At 50.7% G+C, this 21,427-nt stretch carries 18 protein-coding genes; 4 read left to right on the top strand and 14 right to left on the bottom strand.

What is annotated here, in order from left to right; translation table 11 throughout:
- Positions 1 to 9 precede the first annotated feature (9 nt).
- From D0C16_RS15650 to D0C16_RS15695, 10 genes are all read right to left on the bottom strand, one after another.
- Positions 10 to 531 (bottom strand): hypothetical protein, encoded by a 522-nt coding sequence (locus D0C16_RS15650; protein WP_151033218.1) that lies wholly within the window; start codon positions 529 to 531, stop codon positions 10 to 12.
- Entirely contained in the window at positions 528 to 1,145 is a 618-nt protein-coding gene (locus tag D0C16_RS15655; RefSeq protein ID WP_151033219.1) for a hypothetical protein, read from the bottom strand. The genes D0C16_RS15650 and D0C16_RS15655 overlap by 4 nt, the downstream gene beginning before the upstream one ends.
- Positions 1,135 to 2,223, bottom strand: coding sequence for a hypothetical protein (locus D0C16_RS15660; RefSeq protein ID WP_151033220.1), 1,089 nt, complete (start codon positions 2,221 to 2,223; stop codon positions 1,135 to 1,137). Before D0C16_RS15660 ends, D0C16_RS15655 begins: the two co-directional genes overlap by 11 nt.
- Positions 2,162 to 3,235 (bottom strand): general secretion pathway protein GspK, encoded by a 1,074-nt coding sequence (locus D0C16_RS15665; RefSeq protein ID WP_151033221.1) that lies wholly within the window; start codon positions 3,233 to 3,235, stop codon positions 2,162 to 2,164. Before D0C16_RS15665 ends, D0C16_RS15660 begins: the two co-directional genes overlap by 62 nt.
- A complete protein-coding gene (locus D0C16_RS15670) occupies positions 3,222 to 3,839 on the bottom strand; it encodes a prepilin-type N-terminal cleavage/methylation domain-containing protein (RefSeq protein WP_151033222.1) in 618 nt (205 codons plus the stop codon). Before D0C16_RS15670 ends, D0C16_RS15665 begins: the two co-directional genes overlap by 14 nt.
- On the bottom strand, positions 3,817 to 4,248 hold the full coding sequence (locus D0C16_RS15675) for a type II secretion system protein J (protein WP_151033223.1): 432 nt from the start codon (positions 4,246 to 4,248) through the stop codon (positions 3,817 to 3,819). The genes D0C16_RS15670 and D0C16_RS15675 overlap by 23 nt, the downstream gene beginning before the upstream one ends.
- Positions 4,241 to 4,636 (bottom strand): Tfp pilus assembly protein FimT/FimU, encoded by a 396-nt coding sequence (locus tag D0C16_RS15680; RefSeq protein ID WP_151033224.1) that lies wholly within the window; start codon positions 4,634 to 4,636, stop codon positions 4,241 to 4,243. Before D0C16_RS15680 ends, D0C16_RS15675 begins: the two co-directional genes overlap by 8 nt.
- Before the next feature lie 26 nt (positions 4,637 to 4,662).
- Positions 4,663 to 5,097 (bottom strand): type II secretion system major pseudopilin GspG, encoded by a 435-nt coding sequence (gspG, locus tag D0C16_RS15685; RefSeq protein ID WP_151033225.1) that lies wholly within the window; start codon positions 5,095 to 5,097, stop codon positions 4,663 to 4,665.
- A 100-nt stretch (positions 5,098 to 5,197) separates the two neighbouring features.
- Complete coding sequence (locus D0C16_RS15690; protein WP_151033226.1) at positions 5,198 to 6,388, bottom strand: type II secretion system F family protein; 1,191 nt, start codon at positions 6,386 to 6,388, stop codon at positions 5,198 to 5,200.
- Positions 6,389 to 6,416: 28 nt separating this feature from the next.
- A complete protein-coding gene (locus tag D0C16_RS15695) occupies positions 6,417 to 8,090 on the bottom strand; it encodes a GspE/PulE family protein (protein WP_225318707.1) in 1,674 nt (557 codons plus the stop codon).
- A 165-nt stretch (positions 8,091 to 8,255) separates the two neighbouring features.
- Here D0C16_RS15695 and D0C16_RS15700 point away from each other — a divergent pair, with 165 nt between their 5' ends.
- The 3 genes from D0C16_RS15700 (at position 8,256) to D0C16_RS15710 (ending at position 12,196) form a co-directional block, all read left to right on the top strand.
- Positions 8,256 to 9,155, top strand: a complete 900-nt coding sequence (locus D0C16_RS15700; RefSeq protein WP_151033227.1) for a glycosyltransferase family 2 protein — start codon at positions 8,256 to 8,258, stop codon at positions 9,153 to 9,155.
- A gap of 161 nt (positions 9,156 to 9,316) precedes the next feature.
- A complete protein-coding gene (locus D0C16_RS15705; RefSeq protein WP_151033228.1) occupies positions 9,317 to 10,666 on the top strand; it encodes a GGDEF domain-containing protein in 1,350 nt (449 codons plus the stop codon).
- Between the two features lie 195 nt (positions 10,667 to 10,861).
- Positions 10,862 to 12,196, top strand: coding sequence for a GGDEF domain-containing protein (locus tag D0C16_RS15710; RefSeq protein ID WP_151033229.1), 1,335 nt, complete (start codon positions 10,862 to 10,864; stop codon positions 12,194 to 12,196).
- 157 nt (positions 12,197 to 12,353) lie between these two features.
- Here D0C16_RS15710 and D0C16_RS15715 read toward each other — a convergent pair whose 3' ends face one another.
- The 4 genes from D0C16_RS15715 to zigA all read right to left on the bottom strand — a co-directional run bounded on the left by D0C16_RS15715 (position 12,354) and on the right by zigA (position 17,957).
- Positions 12,354 to 14,771: an acyl-CoA dehydrogenase gene (locus tag D0C16_RS15715; protein WP_225318708.1), complete on the bottom strand. Its 2,418-nt coding sequence runs from the start codon at positions 14,769 to 14,771 to the stop codon at positions 12,354 to 12,356.
- Between the two features lie 179 nt (positions 14,772 to 14,950).
- Positions 14,951 to 16,018 carry a GTP-binding protein gene (locus D0C16_RS15720; RefSeq protein ID WP_151033230.1) on the bottom strand — a complete coding sequence of 356 codons (1,068 nt, stop codon included), beginning with the start codon at positions 16,016 to 16,018 and terminating at the stop codon, positions 14,951 to 14,953.
- A gap of 66 nt (positions 16,019 to 16,084) precedes the next feature.
- Positions 16,085 to 16,558, bottom strand: a complete 474-nt coding sequence (locus tag D0C16_RS15725) for a type VI secretion system tube protein Hcp (protein ID WP_225318709.1) — start codon at positions 16,556 to 16,558, stop codon at positions 16,085 to 16,087.
- A gap of 172 nt (positions 16,559 to 16,730) precedes the next feature.
- Positions 16,731 to 17,957 (bottom strand): zinc metallochaperone GTPase ZigA, encoded by a 1,227-nt coding sequence (gene zigA, locus D0C16_RS15730; protein ID WP_151033231.1) that lies wholly within the window; start codon positions 17,955 to 17,957, stop codon positions 16,731 to 16,733.
- A gap of 527 nt (positions 17,958 to 18,484) precedes the next feature.
- On the opposite strand from zigA, the gene D0C16_RS15735 reads away from it, so the two are divergent.
- A complete protein-coding gene (locus tag D0C16_RS15735; protein WP_151033232.1) occupies positions 18,485 to 21,424 on the top strand; it encodes a TonB-dependent receptor in 2,940 nt (979 codons plus the stop codon).
- Positions 21,425 to 21,427: the final 3 nt, after the last annotated feature.

Raw genomic sequence — 21,427 nt, forward strand, 5'->3', positions numbered from 1 at the left:
ATAAAAACACTACTCTTTGGGTTGATACATTTTCAGCGTGCGGGTTTCGTCTCCCTGACGAATTTCCACCTGACTTGAAGAGATCGCAGTCACTTTCCAATCACCCACCAATGTATCTCCAACAGCCAATTGACTTACGGGGGGTTTACCAGCAATTGATGCCGAAGAAATGACTGAAACAAACAGCGCATAGCGCTTATTCCCCCTGGTAACCAAACCTGTAAGACGCAGGCTTTCCGGTTTCCCTTCCAGAGCTTTGGCGGGATCCTCGACTGGCGCTTGCTGCTGAATGCCGGTCTCGGAAAACCAGCGTGGCTTTTCCGTAACGGCAATAAACAACCCCATCGCATCGTCTGCCTTGGGTAAAACGGATGCATGCCAGGGGTTTTCTCTTGGTTCTGGCTGATCACTAAACCCGAGAAGGACCCAAATAATACCCAAGACGAAAGTCAATACAGCCAGTTTTACCGATAAGGTATAGACAATCTGCTCGTGAGCGGGTAACCGGGAAAAACGCTGCGAGAGACTCATGGTGCCACACCTTGGCTAACAACCTCTTCCGCGCTACTGAAATAAGCAGTTACCAACATACTGAAAACACCCGAACGCTGCGGACTGTAGCTAAAACGCTCTACAACAAGTACCCGCGGGTGCTCAGCCATCGCGCGCATCAGATTATCAATTTGCGCCACCCCCAGCATTGCAGACACTTCAGCACTCACCTTAATTAAGGTTTCACTGCCAATAGTGACCATTTCCGTCGGTGCTAAACGCAAGCGCAAACTCTCTCCTTCATGAACACTCATTAAAGTGCGCAAGAAGTTTTGTAAATCAGCCTCTGCAAGACCGGCAGATTTGGCTTTCCACAAACGCGCTTGCAACTGGGCACCGACTGCCTTTTCCGCTTCCCAACGCTCAGGCCATTCGGTTTGGGATTCCAATTGTTCCAGCTTGATTGCTGTGCGCTGCAATTGGTTAATGGATTGTTGCTGCTCTGCTCGCCAATCACCCAGACTGAGAGCAAAGTAAATAAGGAAGATATAAAGAATTCCCCAGAGCATCCAGCGCAAACGCGGATTTGAACCGGTTTGCTGTTGCAATTGCAACCAGTGGGGCATCAATAATTTATGCAGGTTAGCCAGCATCGTTTTGTTCCTCTGACACTGCACCAGGCAAGCTAAATAAGACTCGGGTTTGGTCCGGTGTAATACCCGGCTCTACACGTACATCAGTAAAGGCGGGATTGCTGGTGCAAGACTCAATAAGCGCACGGGTATCAAGCCCTTCCTTTTGTAACACGACAATCAACTGACCGCGCTGGTATTGCCAATCGAGTAAAGCAAAGTCGAATTTAGCGAGGCATTGATTGACCTGCGCGGATAAAAATAATGGTGAAGGTGTGGAAACCAGTTCACTCACAGCCTGATTAAATTCCTGCTGACGCAAGGCCCCATCGCGTTGACTTACCAAATCCATCATGGCTTCATTTTTTTCGGCGACTTGTGCAGCCAGCCAAGAGGATTTGATTTCAGTACCAAAACCCAGACCCAATTCCAGACAAGCCCAGGCAATCAACACAGCTGCAATTAATTTGCTCGCTATTTTTTCTTGCGTCAGCGTTTCACGGGTCCAAAAAGGTTTTTCGCTCCAAGGTCGACTGAGCAAATCGGGCGCTAACTCGACCCAATCCACACCCTGAATGGTTTTGCCGCATTGACGAACAAAATCTGTCTGGACGCGAGCGTCCGGTTTACTAGGTGTCCAGCGGGTGTGTCGCAACTCACCTGACAACCAATACTGCATATCCCACCCAAATAGACAGGTCTGTAAATAAAACCCATCTGTTTGAGGCTGACGCAAGAGCGGCTCAGGCAACAATGTTTGCGGCAATTGGGGATTTTCACCCCGACGGTTGGCAATGCGTTCGGCATCCCAAAACCAAACCTGTGCTGAATCATCGCTTTGAACTACCCAACTGCCGACGTTTGCAAAAGGGCTGGCTTGTTGCACCCGTTGATGAATTAAGTTCGCACGTAACGACTTGGGCAGATTAGCCAATGGGATGTTTGTATAGAAAAGGTATTGGCGCGGAATGATTAACCGCGCGGAATCCAATTGCACGGACATGGATGGAGCACATTGATCCAATAACTCTGCGCTATCAGCGGTTATCACCCAGGGTGTGACCAAAGAGGCGGGTTTGCTGAAGGGCCGAAGGTTCATGATCACGCCTGACTATAGGTGCTCGGTATTTGTAGTTAATTTGCCATGGTCCGTAGGGACCAGCGGGCGTCAATTGTAGGCTAATCAACTCTGCTTGTCCCCCCCCAGAATCCCAGAGGGAAATTTGAAACTCATTACCATAGAAAAACCGGGTATTTTCCTCAGACAATCCTGCCGAAATCCCCGAGCGCAGAAAAAAATCATCCAAATCAATGAACGGGTTTTGCTGGCGCTGACTTTCCAATTGCTCCGCACCTTCCTCAGAAATCCCGAAATAGGCTCGCAGTAGAGACCTCGGCATACTGTTCGGATTTATTGTTGTGTAGCGCCGAACACTAAGCCAACCCTGCCAATCAAATTGTGGATGTGTATCCAGCCACTCAGACCAGCCAAATACTCTGCGCAATTCAATTTCTGACCGCAGATAATCGTTTGTAGGTGAACTTAAACCAACGCGCTGGTATTCATATTTTTCCGCACCAGACAAACTCAATGTTTCATTCGCATCAATGTAATCTTGCAATGCAGCGATTAGTTGCTGGCTAACTTGCGCGTTGGGCTCTTGATTGCGCATCAGGCGCTGCAAATCGAAAGTGTCAGGCCCGTTTAGAGCAACTGCCCCCATAAGATCCTGAACATAAAATGCGCTATTTCCGAGCCCCAAATAGGTCGTGCCGTCCAACCGCATTTCATCACCGATAGGATCCATATTAATGGTCCCCTCTTCAGCATTTATGTAATCAGTGACATCTTGCCGAGTCAGTGTTAATCCCGCCCTGGTTAGTCGCGAACTTGATAATACGTAAAACAAAGTTTGTTCCGTAGAACGCAAATCCAATTGCTGCTGCAGATTCAATTTTGCCTGTGCTGCGATTTTTATTTTTTCTTGTACGTAATGATGAAAAATTCCTGCAACAATAAAAATAATCGCTATCGCCCAAAGCACTGCCGCAAGAATAAAGCCCTGCTGTTGCGAAGGAGCCGTAACCAATTTTCTGCTATTCACGGCCATACACTTTCTCCTCAGCCGTGATGATCGCGCGGGTTCGCGTCTCTGTGATAACGACGTAATTTAATAGCTCATCACCCTGATATACCTGCAATCTGATCGCCTTGGGCAACGCCGTTGGCTCTTCTTTTTGCGGCACCCAAAGATCGCGCCAGTTATTTTCCACATCCATATACTGAAACTGGCCTTTCGCGCCCACCCATGTATTTACGACAAATTGCCGCTCTCCTTCGCGATAACCAAGCACGAATTGCTCACCCTTAGTTTCCAACTCCCAGGCTATACGCGTTTTTAAACCCGCACTACCCACCAAGGGCGCGTAGGTATAGGTAGAAAACTGAAACTGATTACCTTCCAGACCACGATCTTTAGGTCGCATCGCAACTTGTGACTGAAGTGTTGTCGTAAACCAACGATAGGCAAATGCCTGCTGGTACGCGTTGGATTGTGTTTTAACCACTCGCTGATACAGCCCCAATGAATAACCAAACCCTTGCATCACCAGAGTCACTACCATAGCGACAATGATCATCACCACCAACATCTCAATTAGTGTAAAGGCGCGCTGACGGTAATAATCCATGCTAGGGAGCGAATGCGTCTTCATTTTTCTTTGGTTCCCGCGCCTGGTACCAAGCAGTTTGGCGATAGTTGTATGTGGTTACCGTCTGCCCATTTTTATTCAGTTCGAGAGTGACTTGATAAAGCCCTAAATCATAAAGACTCAGTGTTCCACGCGGAGACAAGCCCTGTTTCCAGGGCTCCACCAACTCCGCGCGCCATTGCACCAAGTAACCCGCCACATCAAACGCGCCCTCGGACTCGTTGCGCAGATCGACCAGTTTCAAGCGCTCCATGGCGGAGTTGACAACAAATTCGGATTCAGCAACAACCGCCACACGATTGAGCGAAATCAGGTTGGTGTTAATCCAACTGTAAATACCCATGACGGCCATGGAGAAAATTACCAGGGCGACTATTGCCTCGATTAAGGTGAAGCCGCGTTCGCTAGTCATTTGTGCGCGGCTCACAATAAGGAGGGTCTAGCTGTAAGCGGCGGTTAATGCCGTTAAGCTCAGCGTCGATCTCCCCACCCAGGCAAACACCATTGGGCTGGTAGAAGATAGGCTGGTTGAGGTGAAGTTTTAGTTCGCCATCCAACTCCAACCCCTCATTCACCAGAGTTTGTAGCGCGTCTTCCGGCTTAAGGGTGATGGGTTGCTGGCGGGTGTAGGCTTTGAGGGGTAGCGATCCAAGCAGTTGTATCAAGCGCTCATGATCGGACTTGTCTTGAAATTGTTCGTATATAGCCGGTAAGCGCGGTAGAACCAGCGCACTGGTCAGCCCGAGAATCATCAGCACCACTAATAATTCGATCAGGGTAAAACCGGCGCGCGGGTTCATGGGATATTGTTTTTCCGGAAAAGGAATTACTTGGCCAAGCCTATGTCGGCGTCCAGCTCTTCGCCGCCTTGCTTGCCATCAGCACCTTGTGAATAAAGGGTGAAATCCTGCATACCATTTTTTTCGCGACGATACTGGTAGGCATTACCCCATGGGTCCGCGGGAATTTCTTCGTCCAGATACGGGCCCTTCCAATTTTGTTGGGCGCGCGAGTTGTCGGGCGAACGCGCAAGTGCCGCCAAGCCTTCCTGGGTGCTGGGATATTCGCCCATATCCAGACGATAGGTTTGCAGTGACGACTTGAGCAGCTTGAGCTGGGTTTCAGCCGTTTTAACTTTGGCACTATCGACCTTGCCAAACATTCTCGGGCCAACCAAACCGGCCAATAGGCCGAGGATCACCAACACCACCAGTAGTTCGATCATGGTGAAGCCACGTTGGTGAGTTTTAGTATTGCGCATAGATTCTCCTAAAAAATTACCCCCTCCCAGCCTCCCCCTTGGCAAGGGTGAGGAGCTTGCCCCCTCCCCTTTCGAAGGGGAGGGTTAGGGAGGAGCTTGCTTAAATCGCCACGTCATTAACGCTGGTGATTGCCTGGATCAAGCCCAGAATAATCACCCCCACGGCAATCCCAATTAACACTATCGCCAAGGGCTCGATTAATAACAACAGCCGCTTCATCCGGTTTTTACCGGAGTTTTCATAAATCTTGGCCACTGCTTGCAGCATCTCCGCCAAGCGACCGGTTTTTTCGCCGGCGCGGATCAGGTTGTAGGCAGTGGCATTGAGAATCTGGTTATCCTGCAGCGCCTTGGAAAGGCTGCCGCCGGATTGCACCGCATTGAGTGCCGACAATAAACCTTTACTGCGACGCGAGTTTTTCACGCTGGCACGCGCCAGATCCAGTGCGCGCGTCAGTTCGATGTGGCTGGCGAGCATGGCGCTCATTACCGAGGACCAGCGGGCGATATCGGATTCCGCCAACCAGCGGCCAAACACCGGCAGGGTCGATAGCTTATCCAACAATGCCTGGCGCACTTCGGGCTTGGCAAACTGCATCCCCAGCATTGCACCCAACACCACTACGACAGCGGCCACCCAATAAAAATTTTCATTGAGCCACAAACCGGTAGAGAGCACTGCCGTGGCGAGCATGGGTAATTCCTGTTTGCCATCCATTAAATTGGCGAACTTTGGGACTACAAAAATAAAGATAAGTGCCACCGCGCTGATGCCGGTTAGCACCAACACGGCCGGGTAAATCAGCGCGTTGCGCAATTCATTAACCACGGACAGGTCATATTCCATCTGCTCCACGCCGCGTTTCATCGTCTGGCCCAATTGCCCCGATGCTTCCCCGGCTTCCACCAGCTGGATGAAATAGGCAGGCAACTGCAATTCCGCGGCGCGCAATGCTTGTCCGAAGCTGGCGCCGCGCTGCAGTTGCTCCGAGGCTGAACGATAAAATTTGCGCAGTTGCGGATGGGAATCCGCCTCCTGCAATGACTGTAAGGCTTCGGCGATAGAGACGCCCGATTCAAGCATGGTGGTCAGCTCGAACAGCGAAACGGTAATTTCCTCGCGTCCGAGTTTTTTACGGATATTACCGGAGGCTTCCTCATGGGGAGTAACACTTAACGGCTGCAGGCTTTTCTCTCGGATCAGGCGCGCAGCTTCGCGCTCATCAGTGGCTTCGATCACACCGCTGATGACTGCCTGATTCTGGTCGAGCGCCTTATAGCTGAATTGCATCGGCAGCTCCCCTGTGTTTCATCATGGTTTAGTCCGCATCAATATTGGTAGCACGCATAACTTCTTCCACCGTGGTCTGGCCGCGTGCGGCTTTGATCAAACCATCCTGATACATAGACCTGTGGCCCTGGCGGCGCGCCAGCTTGCGCATTTCGGTGACCGGCGTGTTAGCGATAATCATGTCGTGCAGTTCAGGGGAAATAGGTACTATCTCGTACACGCCCATACGCCCGGAATAACCGGTGTTATTGCAAGCAGCACAGCCTACCGCTTCCACCCAATTGGGCGTAAAGTCGCGCTTCAAACCGGCAAATTCAGCATTGATCGACTCCGGTACCTGCGCCGGTTTTGCGCAGTGCTTACAGATTTTGCGCACCAGCCGTTGGGCCTGTACCGCTTTGATCGGCGCCGCCACCAAAAATGGCTCCACCCCCATATCAATTAAACGGGTAAAGGCGGACAGCGAATCATTGGTATGCAAGGTTGATAACACCAAATGACCCGTCAGCGCCGATTGGATCGCAATCTGTGCCGTTTCCAAATCGCGGATCTCGCCCACCATGATTACATCCGGGTCTTGCCGCAAGAAAGCGCGCAGGGCTTTGGCAAAGGTGTAACCAATTTCAGCATGAGCCTGTACCTGGGTAATGCCGGGCAACTGGTATTCGACAGGATCTTCCACCGTGAGAATTTTGCGCGTGCCGTCAGTTGCTTCCTGCAGGGCAGCATACAAGGTGGTGGATTTACCCGAACCCGTTGGGCCGGTAACCAGCACAATGCCATTGGCCTCTTGCATCAGCGAGCCAACCAGATCCATATGATCCTGTTCCAACCCCAGAGTCGCGAGCGAGAGCTCTTTGCGATCTTTGGGTAATAGACGCATGACTATGGATTCGCCGTGTACGCCCGGCAGGGTCGATACCCGCACGTCCATCTCGCGGCCATTCACGCGCGTAGTGATGCGGCCATCCTGCGGCAAACGGCGCTCGGCAATATCAATTTCGGAGATCAACTTCACCCGCGAGGCCACTGCCGGGTAGCGATCAATGGGCTGTTCCAGATGGGTTTGTAAAATGCCGTCGACACGCAAGCGTACCCGGAAGACTTCTTCCTGAGGGTCAAGATGAATATCCGAGGCATTAAAGGTCACGGCTTTGGAGAAAATATTGTTCACCAACTCAACGACCGGTGCTTCCTCCGCCAGTTCGCGCAGGCCTTTGGTTTCGCTGCCTTCAGAGAAGAAACGCTCAGCGTTGAGCTCCTTGCGCAGGTAATCAATCAGGATATCCAGACTATGACTGAGGATCAGCGCCGGCTTCAGAATCAACTCGGGGTAGTGATATTGCAGCACATCGCTAGCGAAAGCGGATAATGGATCGCGTCCGGTATAACTCAACATCTGTTCATCGTTTTGCCAATAGATGATGCGATTATCGATGCACCAGTTGATATCGATACGGCCCTGTTTGATCTGACTGAACAGGCCACTGGCATCAGGCAGATCGCGTCCCACCAGAACTACCGGCAACTCCAACTGGGTGGATAAAGCATCCAGCAATTGCTCTTCGGCGACCGCACCCATACGCACCAGGCCAGCGCCTATGCGACCGCCAGTCGACTGCTGCAATTGCAGGGCTTTTTTAACATCGTCAGGCTGCACCAAACCGCGCTCGACGAGTATTTCACCGATAAGTTTACTCACGCCGGGAATCATCTCCGCTGGAAAATCGCTCTGGCGCACAAGGGCGCACAAATGGCTTGGCATACTACTGTAAATTGATGAACTTGCCCATGGAATGCGCCTGATTGATGCAGCTTGCGCACGCATCCGCTATGCTCGCGGCCTGATTTTCAGGCGGGAACTCTTGTGACCACATCACCCATCACGACCATCATCGTCAACTACAATGCCGGCCCGGTGCTAGTGGAATCCATTAGCGCGGTTATCGATCAAACCAACGAAGTGATTTTGGTGGATAACGACTCGCAGGATCAAAGCCTGGCATTGGTAGAAGCCAGATTCGCCCAGGACACACGGGTCAAGATTATCCGCAACGGCGCCAATCTGGGTTTCGCAAAAGCCTGCAATATAGGGGCGCGGGCCGCGAACCAGCCGTTTTTGTTTTTTCTCAATCCTGATTGTATTTGCGCACCAGAGAGCCTGACGCGGCTTTACCACACCCTACTGCAAAACCCGCAAGCAGGAATGGCCGGTGGGTTGTTATTAAATCCCGACGGCACAGAACAAGCTGGAGGGCGCCGCCTGACGCCAACCCCCGGCCGCACCCTGGTACGCAGTTTTGGCTTGCAGCGCCTGGCCAAACGCTGGCCGGAGCTATTGGTGGATTTCAACCTGCATCAACAACCCCTGCCCGCCGCACCAATTGCCGTCGAAGCTATTTCTGGCGCCTGCATGCTGGTAAAACCCGAGGCGCTAGCCCAAGTCGGTTTATGGGATGAAGGCTATTTCCTGCACTGCGAAGATCTGGACTGGTGCATGCGTTTCCGCCGCGCTGGCTGGGAAATTCTGTTCGTACCCGACGCCCCTTTCAGCCACGACCAAGGCACCTGCAGCAAAAGCCGCCCACTCTTTGTGGAGTGGCACAAACATAAAGGTATGAGCCGTTTTTACCGCAAGTTTTTCCGTCGGGATTATTCGATAGGGCTGCTTTGGTTGGTGATTAGCGCTATTTGGGTACGTTTTGTACTACTCAGTATGAAAAATCTTATTTATAGATTAAAATGTTGTTTTTGGCGCCAAAAATAGAGCCTGGTAACTCTGCTAACGCCAATTACCTGTTGCCGTTACGCTGTATGAGCCAGATGCGTCATTTTGACTTGCACCCTGACTGAAAAAATTCAGGCGGTTCATATATTTCCGGCAATACTTGACCCCATCGATAGTAGAAATTAGCCGACTCTGTACGAATGAACGCCAAAAACCTCAACTCGTTAATCCTCCTGGCCATTTTAATTACTGTTATTGCGCTGGTAGCCCAACGTTACTTTCCACAAAAATCACTCGTGTTAGTGCCCAACCAAAGTACGATTGTCTATTTGTACTCCACAAATCTACCCGATGGCACACCCGCGATAAGCTGGTTGGAAGAGAGCAAACGCCAATGGCGCTGCGTATACCCTGACGCGGGCGACGATTTTTTCACGGCATGCAGCTTTAACATTCAGCTGTTTAAGGAAAATGAACGCGATAAGGGCGTAGACCTCTCGAGTTACTCCCATATGTCGGTAGTCCTGAAATACCAGGGCAGCTCCAAGGATATCCGCGTGCACATCCGTAACTTCGACCCCAAATACTCCAATGTTAAAGACGAGAACAGCACCAAATTCAATGCCATCAACCTTCAGGTTGCCGACCTGAACAAAGAACTGACGTTCAAGATGAGCGAGTTCGTAGTGTCTGACTGGTGGCTTAGGGATTACAAAATAGTACGCGCCGATTCCCAAGCGGACTTCCACAACGCAGTAACCATCGGCATCGACTTCGCGGACACACTCGAGGCCGGCAACCATGATGTCACTATCGAAAAAATCGAATTTACCGGTGGCTGGGTCTCCCGAGAGAACTGGTATCTGGGCATTCTCGCCAGCTGGTTGATAGGTCTATTTTGTTTTGCATTTACACGCTTGGTTCAACTCCATCGCCAAACCAAGTACGACACCCGAATTATCAATGAGCTAAACCAAAACAACGAACAACTTAAAAAGGAAAGCGACAGGTTCCGTCGCTTGTCGACGGTCGATCCGCTCACCCAGACCTATAACCGGTTTGGTATTGATCAGATTGTCACTACTTTGCTGGCGGTAAAAAAGAATCCGCGTATCACCGAAGAGCGCCCGGACTTTGCCTTAATGATTATCGACATAGATCACTTCAAGCGAGTTAACGACAACCGCGGACATGATGCCGGCGACCGCATCCTGCAACAGGTATCGGCCATTATTCAGCAGTCTATTGGTTCCAATGACTTCCTGGGACGCTGGGGCGGCGAGGAATTCGTGGTACTACTCCCAAATACCCGTCAGGAGTTTGCACTGGCAGTCGCCGAAAAAATTCGTATAACAATCTACGACAGTCTATTTGAGCCGGATAATCCTTTGCAGGTGAGCGCAAGCTTTGGCGTCGGTGAGCGTCAAGAGGATGAGGACTTCGCCAGCTGCTTCAAACGCGTGGATACAGCGCTCTATCGCGCTAAGGCATCGGGGCGAAACTGTTGCGTCATGGCTGAAAACTCCCTCGAGCCAGCGGCGATTAGCTAACAGGCGCTTAACGAATATTTGAGCAATCACCCGAGTGTGCGCTCATCCCAACACACAAAGCAGGGATATTGCATTAACCTTCGGCGCATTTAGTCATTACTGCAATGAGAAAAACTCCAGTCATGCTTTTTCTGGAAAATCTGATTTATTAAGTAATACTTAGAGCAGTTCGCTCACTAAACGCCATAACTATCAATGAATGATAAGCAATATAACTCTGTGCTACTGCTGGCGATTTTGTTCACCATGCTGGCAGTTATCGCCCAACAATACTTCCCTGAGAAGCGCCTGACCATTTGGCCAAATAACAATTTTGTCTACTACTTCTATTCATCCAGCCAGACTCAGGACAAGCCCAATGCCTATTGGCTAAATCAAGATCGAGGCGTTTGGCGCTGCAGTACCCCAGTGGACGATACCAGCAAATTTTTTGCCTGTGGCTTTAACGCACTATTTTCCCCTGAAATAAAAGACCGGGGTCTGGATTTAAGCGGATTTACTCATCTGAATCTCAAGTTAAAACACAGCGGATCTGCCAATAAAGTTCGCATTTTTATCCGCAATTATGACCCGGCTTATTCCAATATCGAGGATCACAACAGCACAAAATTTCACTCCATGCTGTTGCATACTGCCGATCTAACACAGGAGGTTTCTATCAGCTTGAGTGAATTTGTGGTCGCTGATTGGTGGCTGGGGCAATATGACATTCCACGTAAACTCTCCGCCCCTCAAATGGACAATGTTGCATCGCTGGGCATTGATTACGTCGAAAGCCTGGCACCGGGAAATCAAGATATACAATTGGAAAAATTGGAATTTGTCGGCGGCTGGATTTCCGCTGACAGATGGTACCTGTTAATTCTTGGTACTTGGATGCTCGGTATTTTTATCCTTGCCATTTCCCGCCTTATTCAACTCCAGCGTCAAACTAAACATGATGTGCAGGTTATCAATGAACTCAGCCAATCCAATGCTGAATTATTGCAAGAAAAAGATAGATTCCGTCGCCTTTCGACGGTTGATCCACTTACTCAAGCCTACAATCGCTTTGGTATTGACCAAATTGTATCTACCTTGATGATTTGCAATATCGAACGCGAACAACACCAGGATGCGCCAGAGTTTGCGTTGATTATTCTCGACATAGATTTTTTCAAGCGAATCAACGACCGGCGCGGTCACGATGCGGGAGACAGGGTGCTCCAGGAAGTCTCCAATATTGTTAGCAAGGCTATTCGCCCACAGGATTTTTTGGGGCGCTGGGGCGGGGAAGAATTCGTCGTCATCTTACCTAGCACTCGCAAAGAATTTGCAATCGCCCTTGCAGAAAAAATTCGTTTGAAAATATACGATACGGTGTTTGAGCCCCTTAACCCGCTAGCGGTAACGGCCAGCTTTGGCATCAGCGACAAATTGCCGAACGAAGACTTTGCCAGCGCGTTCAAACGCGCTGATTGCGCACTTTATAAAGCCAAGGAACAGGGACGAAACTGTTGCCTGCTAGCAGAAAGCGATTTTGTCGTTTAACTATTTTTGGATTTTACGAAACGTTGATAAAAACCCTGATGAGCTATTCAAAAAAATTAACACCATTCAACAGCCAATAAAAAACCCGCCGCGGCGGGTTTTTTATTTATTATCCGAACAACGTTTTATTATAAAAGCGCAATGCTGTTTCTACCGATTACAACTTATCAAACGCATCGGTTAACAGGCAGTCGAAGCGACGCGCATCGTATTCCACTACGCGCGCCACGTCGTGTGGCTGGATAATATTTTTCGCTGCTGCATCTTTGGCCAGTTCTTCGGTGGTCGCGCCAGAAATTTTGCCGGTGTTTTTGGCTTTCAGGAACGCGTGCCACACAGGGCCCAGTGCCAACAACAGCTGGTAAGTGCTTTCCACGCGACCGGCGGCATCTTCCGGGTCGTGACTGATGTAGAGATACTGGGCGAGCATTTGTCGCACCGGATTTTCTTCCATAATCAATTCGCCCAATTCACGAATTAAATTGTCGTTGGGTTTATTGACAATCTTTCCGCAAGGCATAGTGACAAAGCGAATGGTTTTCGCGATCCACTTTTGCGGGAAGTTATCGGCAAAATCGCGCAAAGCCTCCTGCGCAATATAGAGCGATCGGGTGAGCGCATATTCGGCGTGGGCATCTTCGGCACGGGTACGCGGGTGCGCCGAATGGAACTTCAAAATTGAACAGGCAATAAATAATTGGCTGTGCACATCACCCAAACGTGCCGACAACAATTCACGGCGTTTCAAATTGCCGCCTAAAATTCCCAGCGCGATATCTGACATTGAGGCTAAGGAGGCACTCAGCAAATTAATGCGTTGATACCAGCGCTTGCTGAAGTCATCCGCATTCGCCGGCACACTGCTGAAACGACCACCGAGGAAACCGAGCAGTTTTGCGCGCAACAGGTTATTAGCGATATGACCCAAGTGACTGGTAAATAGCTTGTCGAATTTTTTCAAAGCTTCATCGGTATCAGCCAATTCCATCGCCTGCATTTCTTCAAACAGGAATGGATGGCAACGCATCGCGCCCTGACCAAAAATCATCAACGAACGCGTCAAAATATTTGCCCCTTCCACGGTAATTGCCACCGGCACAGCGTGATAGGAAGCAACGAGGAAATTGCGCGGGCCTTTTTGAATCGCACGACCACCCACAACATCCATGGAGTGCTCAACCGATTTGCGCATCATTTCAGTGGCGTGGTATTTCGCCATGGCGGTCATTACCGACGGCGCACCGGTTTCCAAGCCTTTGGTGACAAATTGGCGCATAGCTTCCAGCGCGTAACCACTCGCCGCAATGTCAGCGGTCGCCTCCTGTACGCCTTCAAATTTACCCACTTCGGTATTGAACTGGCGACGAATACGCGCGTAAGCACCCACCATGCGGTAATTCATTTCGCCACTGGCGGTAGACAGCGATGGCAAGGACACGCCACGGCCTGCCCCCAGACATTCAATCAGCATGCGCCAGCCTTTACCGGCCATGGCGGCGCCACCGATGATCCAATCCAGAGGGATAAACACGTCGGTGCCAAAAATGGGGCCATTCATAAAGGGCTGACCCGGGTTATGACGTTGACCGATTTCCACACCGGGATGCTTCGCGGGAATTAACGCACAGGTAATCCCATATTCCTTTTTAGAGGGATCGCCGAGCAAACCCTCAGGGTCGTAGAGCTTGAATGCCAAACCAACAACCGTGGCCACTGGTGCAAGGGTAATCCAGCGTTTGCTAAAGGTGAGCTTCAGCCCAATCACTTCCTGGCCCTCATGCATCCCTTTGCACACAATACCGGTATCGGGAATTGAGCCAGCATCAGAACCGGCTTCAGGGCCAGTCAAACCAAAACAGGGGATCTCGGTACCGTTAGCCAGACCGGGCAACCAGCGTTGGCGCTGATCCTCAGTACCGTATTTGACCAACAACTCCCCTGGGCCGAGCGAGTTGGGAACCATTGCGGTCACCGCCGCGGTGCCGGAACGGCTGGCAATTTTGCTCATGATCCGACTTTGGGCGTGGGGGCCAAAATCCAGCCCGCCGTATTCCTTGGGAATGATCAAACCAAAGAACTTTTTATCTTTCAGGTACTGCCAGGCTTCAGGCGGTAGGTCCTTAAGATCGTTCTGGATTTTCCACTCGTCCAATAGCGAACACAGCTCGCTCACTTCATTATCCAGGAACGACTGCTCCTCGGCAGTGAGCTGAGGCAGGCTGATTTGCGCAAACTCATTCCAATCAGGCTTGCCGCTGAAGAGTTGTTTTTCCCACCAGGTGGTACCGGCTTCCAGTGCATCGCGCTCGGTCGCACTGATCGGCGGCATGGATTTTTTCAGCGCGTTAAAGACCGGCTTGGTCAGTGCCGAACGGCGAATTCCGGGAATATTTAACACCACCAAAACCAGCGCCAGCGGCGTCAACAGCCAGGGCGAATAAAGGATGGGGGTCACCGCACCCAGCACCAACCAGGCGATTAACACTATGGCAGAGGCAGCAGCCAGGGCCACTTGCCGATACACCAGCACGGCCACAAGGGCCCAAATCGCCAGTAAAGAAAGGAGTAACATCATATTATTTGACCCCTGAAATGGTATTTGTTGTTGTGAGTTTCCGGTGCGAACTCTACCTTTAACCTTAGACTAATACCGTTAAGTTGGTGAGATTTCCTGTATCAGACTGGAGCCTTTGCGCAGGAGTTGCACCCAGATTGTGCAAATAATGTTTGCTTTGGTTTTATCGCCCGAAAGTTTCACACTCGCGCGGCGAGCAACAGCAGTTCAAAACTGGCCCCATCGATAGGTTGATCGTCGATTATCTCAATACGACTATCCGCAAGATCCAGTTCAGCGTCGATAGGCAGCTGATTGACACTGAGAACACCATTTTCCGCGTTAAACATAAAAACGCCCTGATCCGTGTTTAACACTGCCTTCGCACGCACTGCCGGCAAGCCACTGAGCCAACCAAAAATCTGGTTGAAACCAAAGCGAATCTGCGGTTTGAACATCCAGCCGCAGGAGTAAAAACCTTGTCCGGCATTTTCACGCCGCAAAAAATCTTCTCCCTCTGGCAATTGGATGGCGTTGTTATACAACTCGCGCGAAGGCCGCAGACGATTGTCACGCTGGGACTCATGATGCTGAGGGTGAGTAAGCTGATGTGAACGACGAGGGTAATCCAGCCACTCCCGTTGCAACCCGCCCTGATTAACCGCAAACGCCGCAGCCTTGGGCGGCTGGAATTGCGCGACCAACTCGTCAAATTTGCACTGGTCCTCTGCGGACGACAAATCGATTTTGTTAGCAACCAGTACATCCGCTACCGCAATCTGATCCTTGAAGTTGGCGTTGGTGTAGTAGCGCTCATCGCTGAGTTTGCGCGCATCCACCAGCGTAATCGTCGCGCGCAAATCCAACACCGTGTCGTAGTACTCACCAGTGAGGGTATTAATTATTTCTTCCGGATGGCCCAAGCCGGTTGGTTCAATCAAAATGCGATCGGGTTTGGTTTTGGCGATGAGCATATTCAAGGCCATTTTCATCGGCAGACCCGCCACACAACAGATGCATCCGCCCGGCACTTCGCGCACGTGAGCATTTACTTCTTTGAGCAACGCACCATCAATACCGATTTCACCGAATTCATTCACTAGCACCGACCAGACTTCATCCGCGGGTTTAATCGACAGCAAATGGCGAATCGCAGTGGTTTTGCCTACACCTAAAAAGCCGGTGATGATATTAGTGGGAATTAACGAACGCCCGGCAGGGTTGCCGGGCGTTGCGCTGGAGCTAGAAGAAATAATCGGGTCACTCATGGGGAAGGCCTTGTTAAGCGTAAGGCCAGCATTCTACACAGCCGCTTGCGCCAGCCAAACCCGGTATTAACGCGTGATGCTGATATCCTGCACATTCACCTTGCCGCCGGACACTGCACTCGACACAGGCGCTGTAGCTTCGCTCACACCGGCCTGAGGCTGGATAGTCACACGGGAGCCAGAATCCACCACTACCAAACTAAATAATTGCGGTGAGCTTTTATCCAGACGTTTAGTGAACGTCATTGGTTTATGCATGCGCTTACCCGTCGCCAAACCACTCGCCGCATCGCGCGGACTCACCACTGAATGCGACAAACTCACGCTGGAGCTCACAGCGCCACCTTTTTCATCACACACTTGTACCTGGTAAGTACCGGCAGCAACATCGCTCAGGCTACACATACTGCTCGGGCAGCTTATTACGCGCGACTCCCCCTTAACATCGCTGATTTTGATAAACATATCTGCTGCAGCCAGCACATTGGCGGAGAACAAAACACTCAACATCAAACTGCTTACACTGATTAATTTTTTCATGATGCATTCCTCGTGGTTCGTCATTCTTGGTTAGGCATTGCGCCGTTAGATATCGCGTTACACAGCGGAGGTTTTCCTTTGTGTTGATATCAGAATGAGCCTCGCGCCATGAACGATTTCTGAATGAATTTGGCGACTTTTTGTGATTTTTTCACACCGACAAAGCCGAGAATTAACCGTCAATCCACACTGGAAATGGATCAGGCAAGTTCGCCCAGTATTGTTCACCGCGCGCGAATTCCGCATCACTGAGCAAGCAGTTATCCAATGCGTCATTCATGGATTTTCGATCCAAATGTTGACCAATAAATACCAATTCCTGGCGCCTATCGCCAAAGGGTTCTTGCCAGTTTTTTAAAATATTTTCACGCTGATCCAGGTCTTGCGGCCATTCATCGGCAGGAATTCCACTCCAAAAAATGCCGGCTGCACCATGCTGTGCAACACCGCCGGCCTGTTGCCAAAAACCGGCGACCTGCGGACGTGAGGCCAGCCAAAAAAAACCTTTGGAGCGCAACAAACGACTTTGTTTCGCTAACGAATTTTCTGCATTCACCTGTGCCATACTCGCGTTAAAAAATTCGTAAATTTTTTGCGGATGAAATGGTCGACGAGCGCGATACACAAAATTTTCTATCCCGTATTCCAGGGTTTCCGGTTGATGTTCGCCGCGCAACTCCTGCAACCAACCCGCTGCCTGCTGCGCTTTTTCAAAACTGAATTTGCGGGTATTGAGAATTTTATTTATTGGTATCTGCCCATTACTGATAGCAATAATTTCTGCCGTCGGGTTTAAACGCTGCAACACGCACGTCAGCTCGTGTAATTTTTCCGCGCTGATTAAATCGGTTTTGCTAATTAACAACAGGTCACAAAACTCAATTTGCTCGATCAACAATTCCGCCAGATAGCGTTCATCATCTTCACCCAGGCTCGCACCGATTTGCTGCAGCGATTCGGCGGCGTAGTAGTCCTCCAGAAAATTCACACCGTCAACGACTGTCACCAGCGTATCCAAGCGAGCGATTTGTGACAGGCTTTGGCCATTTTCATCGGCAAAAGTAAAAGTTTCTGCCACTGGCAGCGGCTCGGAAATGCCGCTCGATTCAATCACCAGATAATCAAACCGTCCTTCCTGAGCCAAACGGCGCACCTCCACTAGCAGGTCTTCGCGAAGGGTGCAGCAGATACAGCCATTGCTCAGCTCCACCAGTTTTTCTTCGGCGCGCCGCAGCTCGACCTGGTTGCTCACCAGCGCCGCATCAATGTTGACTTCGCTCATGTCATTCACAATCACCGCGACCCGCAGGCCGGCGCGGTTATTCAGCAAGTGATTGAGCAAGGTAGTTTTGCCGGCGCCGAGAAAACCGGATAAGAGTGTCACTGGTAGCGGGATCATAAAACACCTCAATAAAACGTTATAATATAACATATCTATTAAGTGGCGAGAGATCAAGATAACTTGCGCATGGAACCCGCCAAGTGACTCGCTTATTCAGGCTGGATTGGCCGATCTGACCATGGCCAACCAGGCGGTAAAAACTGTCGAAAAATTTGTCACCAAAAGTTGATATTTGTAAACGTTTGCAAATTTACGGATATTTTTACTGGCGCACAAAACAACCATTCATTTACCAATACAAATAAATTAAAAAATTAAAGTCCTTTATTTTCATATACATAAATATTTAAATCGCAGCTGTTAAAAAATTAACCATAAACAACTTCATCCGTAAAAGCCTGACTCCTTCCATAACTTCACGACAAATCGTTTGAAAATGTAAACGTTTACATCTAGGATTGCGCCGTTTTAATGGATGCCATGGGTACGCAGATACCCAAATCATCCCAATAGACAGCTCGCCTTTTCGGTCTTCGGAAAGTGGGGTTGTTTTTAATAACAAGCACAAACTAGAGGACGCACGCATGAAAACTTCTGCAAGTTTTAACCGAAAGTTACTGTCCACCATCATCGCCGCCAGTGTTGCCACCACCGCCTTTGCCCAGGGGGATCAGGTTGAAGAAGTTGTGGTTACCGGCATCAAGGCATCCTTAACCAACTCCGTCAGCGTTAAACGCGACTCGGGCTCAGTAGTTGACGCCATTAGCGCGGAAGACATTGGCAAACTGCCCGACACTACCATTGCCGACTCGCTGCAACGTGTTCCCGGTATCCAGATCCGTCGCAATGCGGGGGAAGGATCAACCGTTAACGTACGCGGTATGCCGCAAGTCAGTACCCTTCTGAATGGTGAACAATTCCTGAGTGCGGGTTCAATTACCACCGCGCAACCAGACTTCACCGATATCCCGGCAGAATTGCTGTCGCGTGTGGACGTAGTGAAATCCGCCCAGGCTTCAACCCTGGCCGCCGGTGTTGCCGGTACTATCGACCTGAAAACCCGCCGCCCTTTTGACCTTGATGATGGCTGGACATTTGCCGGTGCCGCTGAAGGCTCACAGGGCAAATACACTGATGACGATATCGGCCACAAAATTTCCGGTTTCGCTGGCTTTAACAACGGCGATAACTTCGGCGCCCTGCTCAGCGTTTCCAACTCCAAGGCCACCCTCGCGAACTTCCGCTACGGCATGTACAGCGACTGGTGGTTCCGCGGTTACAACGAGAATGGCGACTGGCCGGGCCAAGGTACTGCTTCCGACCTGACAGGCGACGGCGACACCAATGACCAGGTATTTGGCACCATCGATTACGGTGTGACCAACCGTACCGCCGAGCGCGAGCGCACCGGCATTTCCGGCACCGCACAATTCCAGGTAAACGACAGCGTTGAGCTGGTTGCCGATGTGTTCTACACCAAGATGGACCAGGGCGATTATGTAAATGGCCTGATTGCGGACAACTCCTGGGCCCAATATGACTGGGTAAATCCGGATTTGAATACCCTGGTTAACCGCGGCAAGGCTGTGGGCGGCAATGGCAAAGACTTCTACACCTCATCCGTAACCAATTTGGAAGCTCTGCGCGTTATCGCCAAAAGCGAAACCCAAATGGACGACCGCGAGTCCCTGAACTTCAACCTGCAAGCCAATATCGATTTCACGGATAACTTCAGCGGGAAAGTGCGCTACGCCCATGGCAATGCCACCAACGACCACACCAGCAGCTTTGCCGATGCGCTGATCACCAGCGGTATGCAATCTGGCTTGCAAACCAGCTATGGCGGCGTAAAAGCACCCGTTAACCCGGGTGGTTACGGCCCTAACGGTGAACGTGTACCCGTAGTCGCCGATTTCTCAGGTGAACATCCGAGCATCCAATACCCACAAGGCTTTGGCCAGGACATCGACAGCTACGGCCTGGTATCTGCGTTCTCCCATCAAAACCGCGATGAAGAATCTACCTTGGACGTGTTCCGTTTCGACGGTACATATCAGTTTGATGATGGGGTAAAAGTAGATTTCGGCTACCGTTTTGGCGATCGTGAAATCGAGCGCAACCAATATGACCTGATCGCACCATTCACGGTAAAAGACGCGAGCGGCAACAATGTCACCGTCTATTCCAAATGGAAAGACTCAGGAATTCCCGGCGTTTCTGGCGGCGACACCATTGCCAAAACCTTCACCTTTTCGGAGCTGCAAGACTCGGGTTACATCCATCAGGTAAGCGACTTTGGCCCGGCAAGTGACGGCAATAGCTATTACTTCATCAATCCTAAAGCGATGAAAAATGCATTTGCCTTCCACGAAGCCCTGTATCCGGGCAACGTGAAGCAAAAAGACGGCGCACAGAGCTATACCGTTGAAGACCAAACCCAAACTTTCTACTTCCAGGGTTCGTTTGAAGGGGAAGCCGGCCTGCCCTATCAGGCTAACTTCGGCATGCAGTACATTGAAACCAGTCTGGATATCACCCAGTTCATTCCATCGGTTGATACCACCAAAGTGACCGTCAACGGCACCGTGTACCCGGCGCTGGATGGCGTTGCACCGACGATCGCCAGCAGCGATGTGGTTGAGCGCACTTTCAATGACTTCCTGCCGCGTTTCAATATTGCTTTTGATACCACCGATGACACCAAGCTGCGTCTGGCTTACTCAAAAACCATGACTCAACTGGACGCTAACGATCTGGGTCTGGGGCGCACCTACACCACCAATAACAACCCTGAACTGGGTGTGTTCCAGGTGGTGAGCGCCTCACAAAACGGCAACCCGAATATGGAGCCTTGGCGTGCGGATAATTATGACCTGAGCTACGAGTGGTACTTCAGCGATAGCGGCATGGTCAGCCTGGGTGCATTCCGTGTGGATGTAGAAACTTCTATTGCCACCACGACCGTGCAAATTCCAACTGTCGCGGATTCCGATGGCGTTAACCGCAGGCCCGGCGAAACGATCGACCTGACGACGCGTGACAACACCGACGGTGGAGTGGTGAAAGGTTTGGAGCTGGGCTACCAACAAGCCTTCGACTTCCTGCCGGGTGCATGGAGCGGTTTGGGTACTACCATCAACTACACCTTCACTGACGGTACTGGTGGCGAGAAAGACTTCTACGGCAAAACCATGCCAATGGCCGACAACTCTGAAAACCAGATTAACGCTGTAGTGTGGTACGAGTATGAGCAATGGCAAGCGCGTGTTGCCTACAACTATCGCAGTGAGCGCTTCATTGGTCGCGCCTGGAATGACGGTAGCCCGGCGGCCTGGTGGCAAGCACCAACCACTTACGTGGATGCATCCGTCAGCTACGACATCAATGACAACCTGACTGTGTACTTGCAAGGCACCAACATCACCGAAGAGTACGAAGAAACTTACATGCAATGGGAAGACGTAGTGGTTAACCAAAACGTGTATGAAGCTCGTTACACCCTGGGTGTACGCGCCAAGTTCTAAGTA

Source organism: Cellvibrio sp. KY-GH-1 (assembly GCF_008806975.1).
Taxonomy (GTDB): Bacteria; Pseudomonadota; Gammaproteobacteria; order Pseudomonadales; family Cellvibrionaceae; genus Cellvibrio.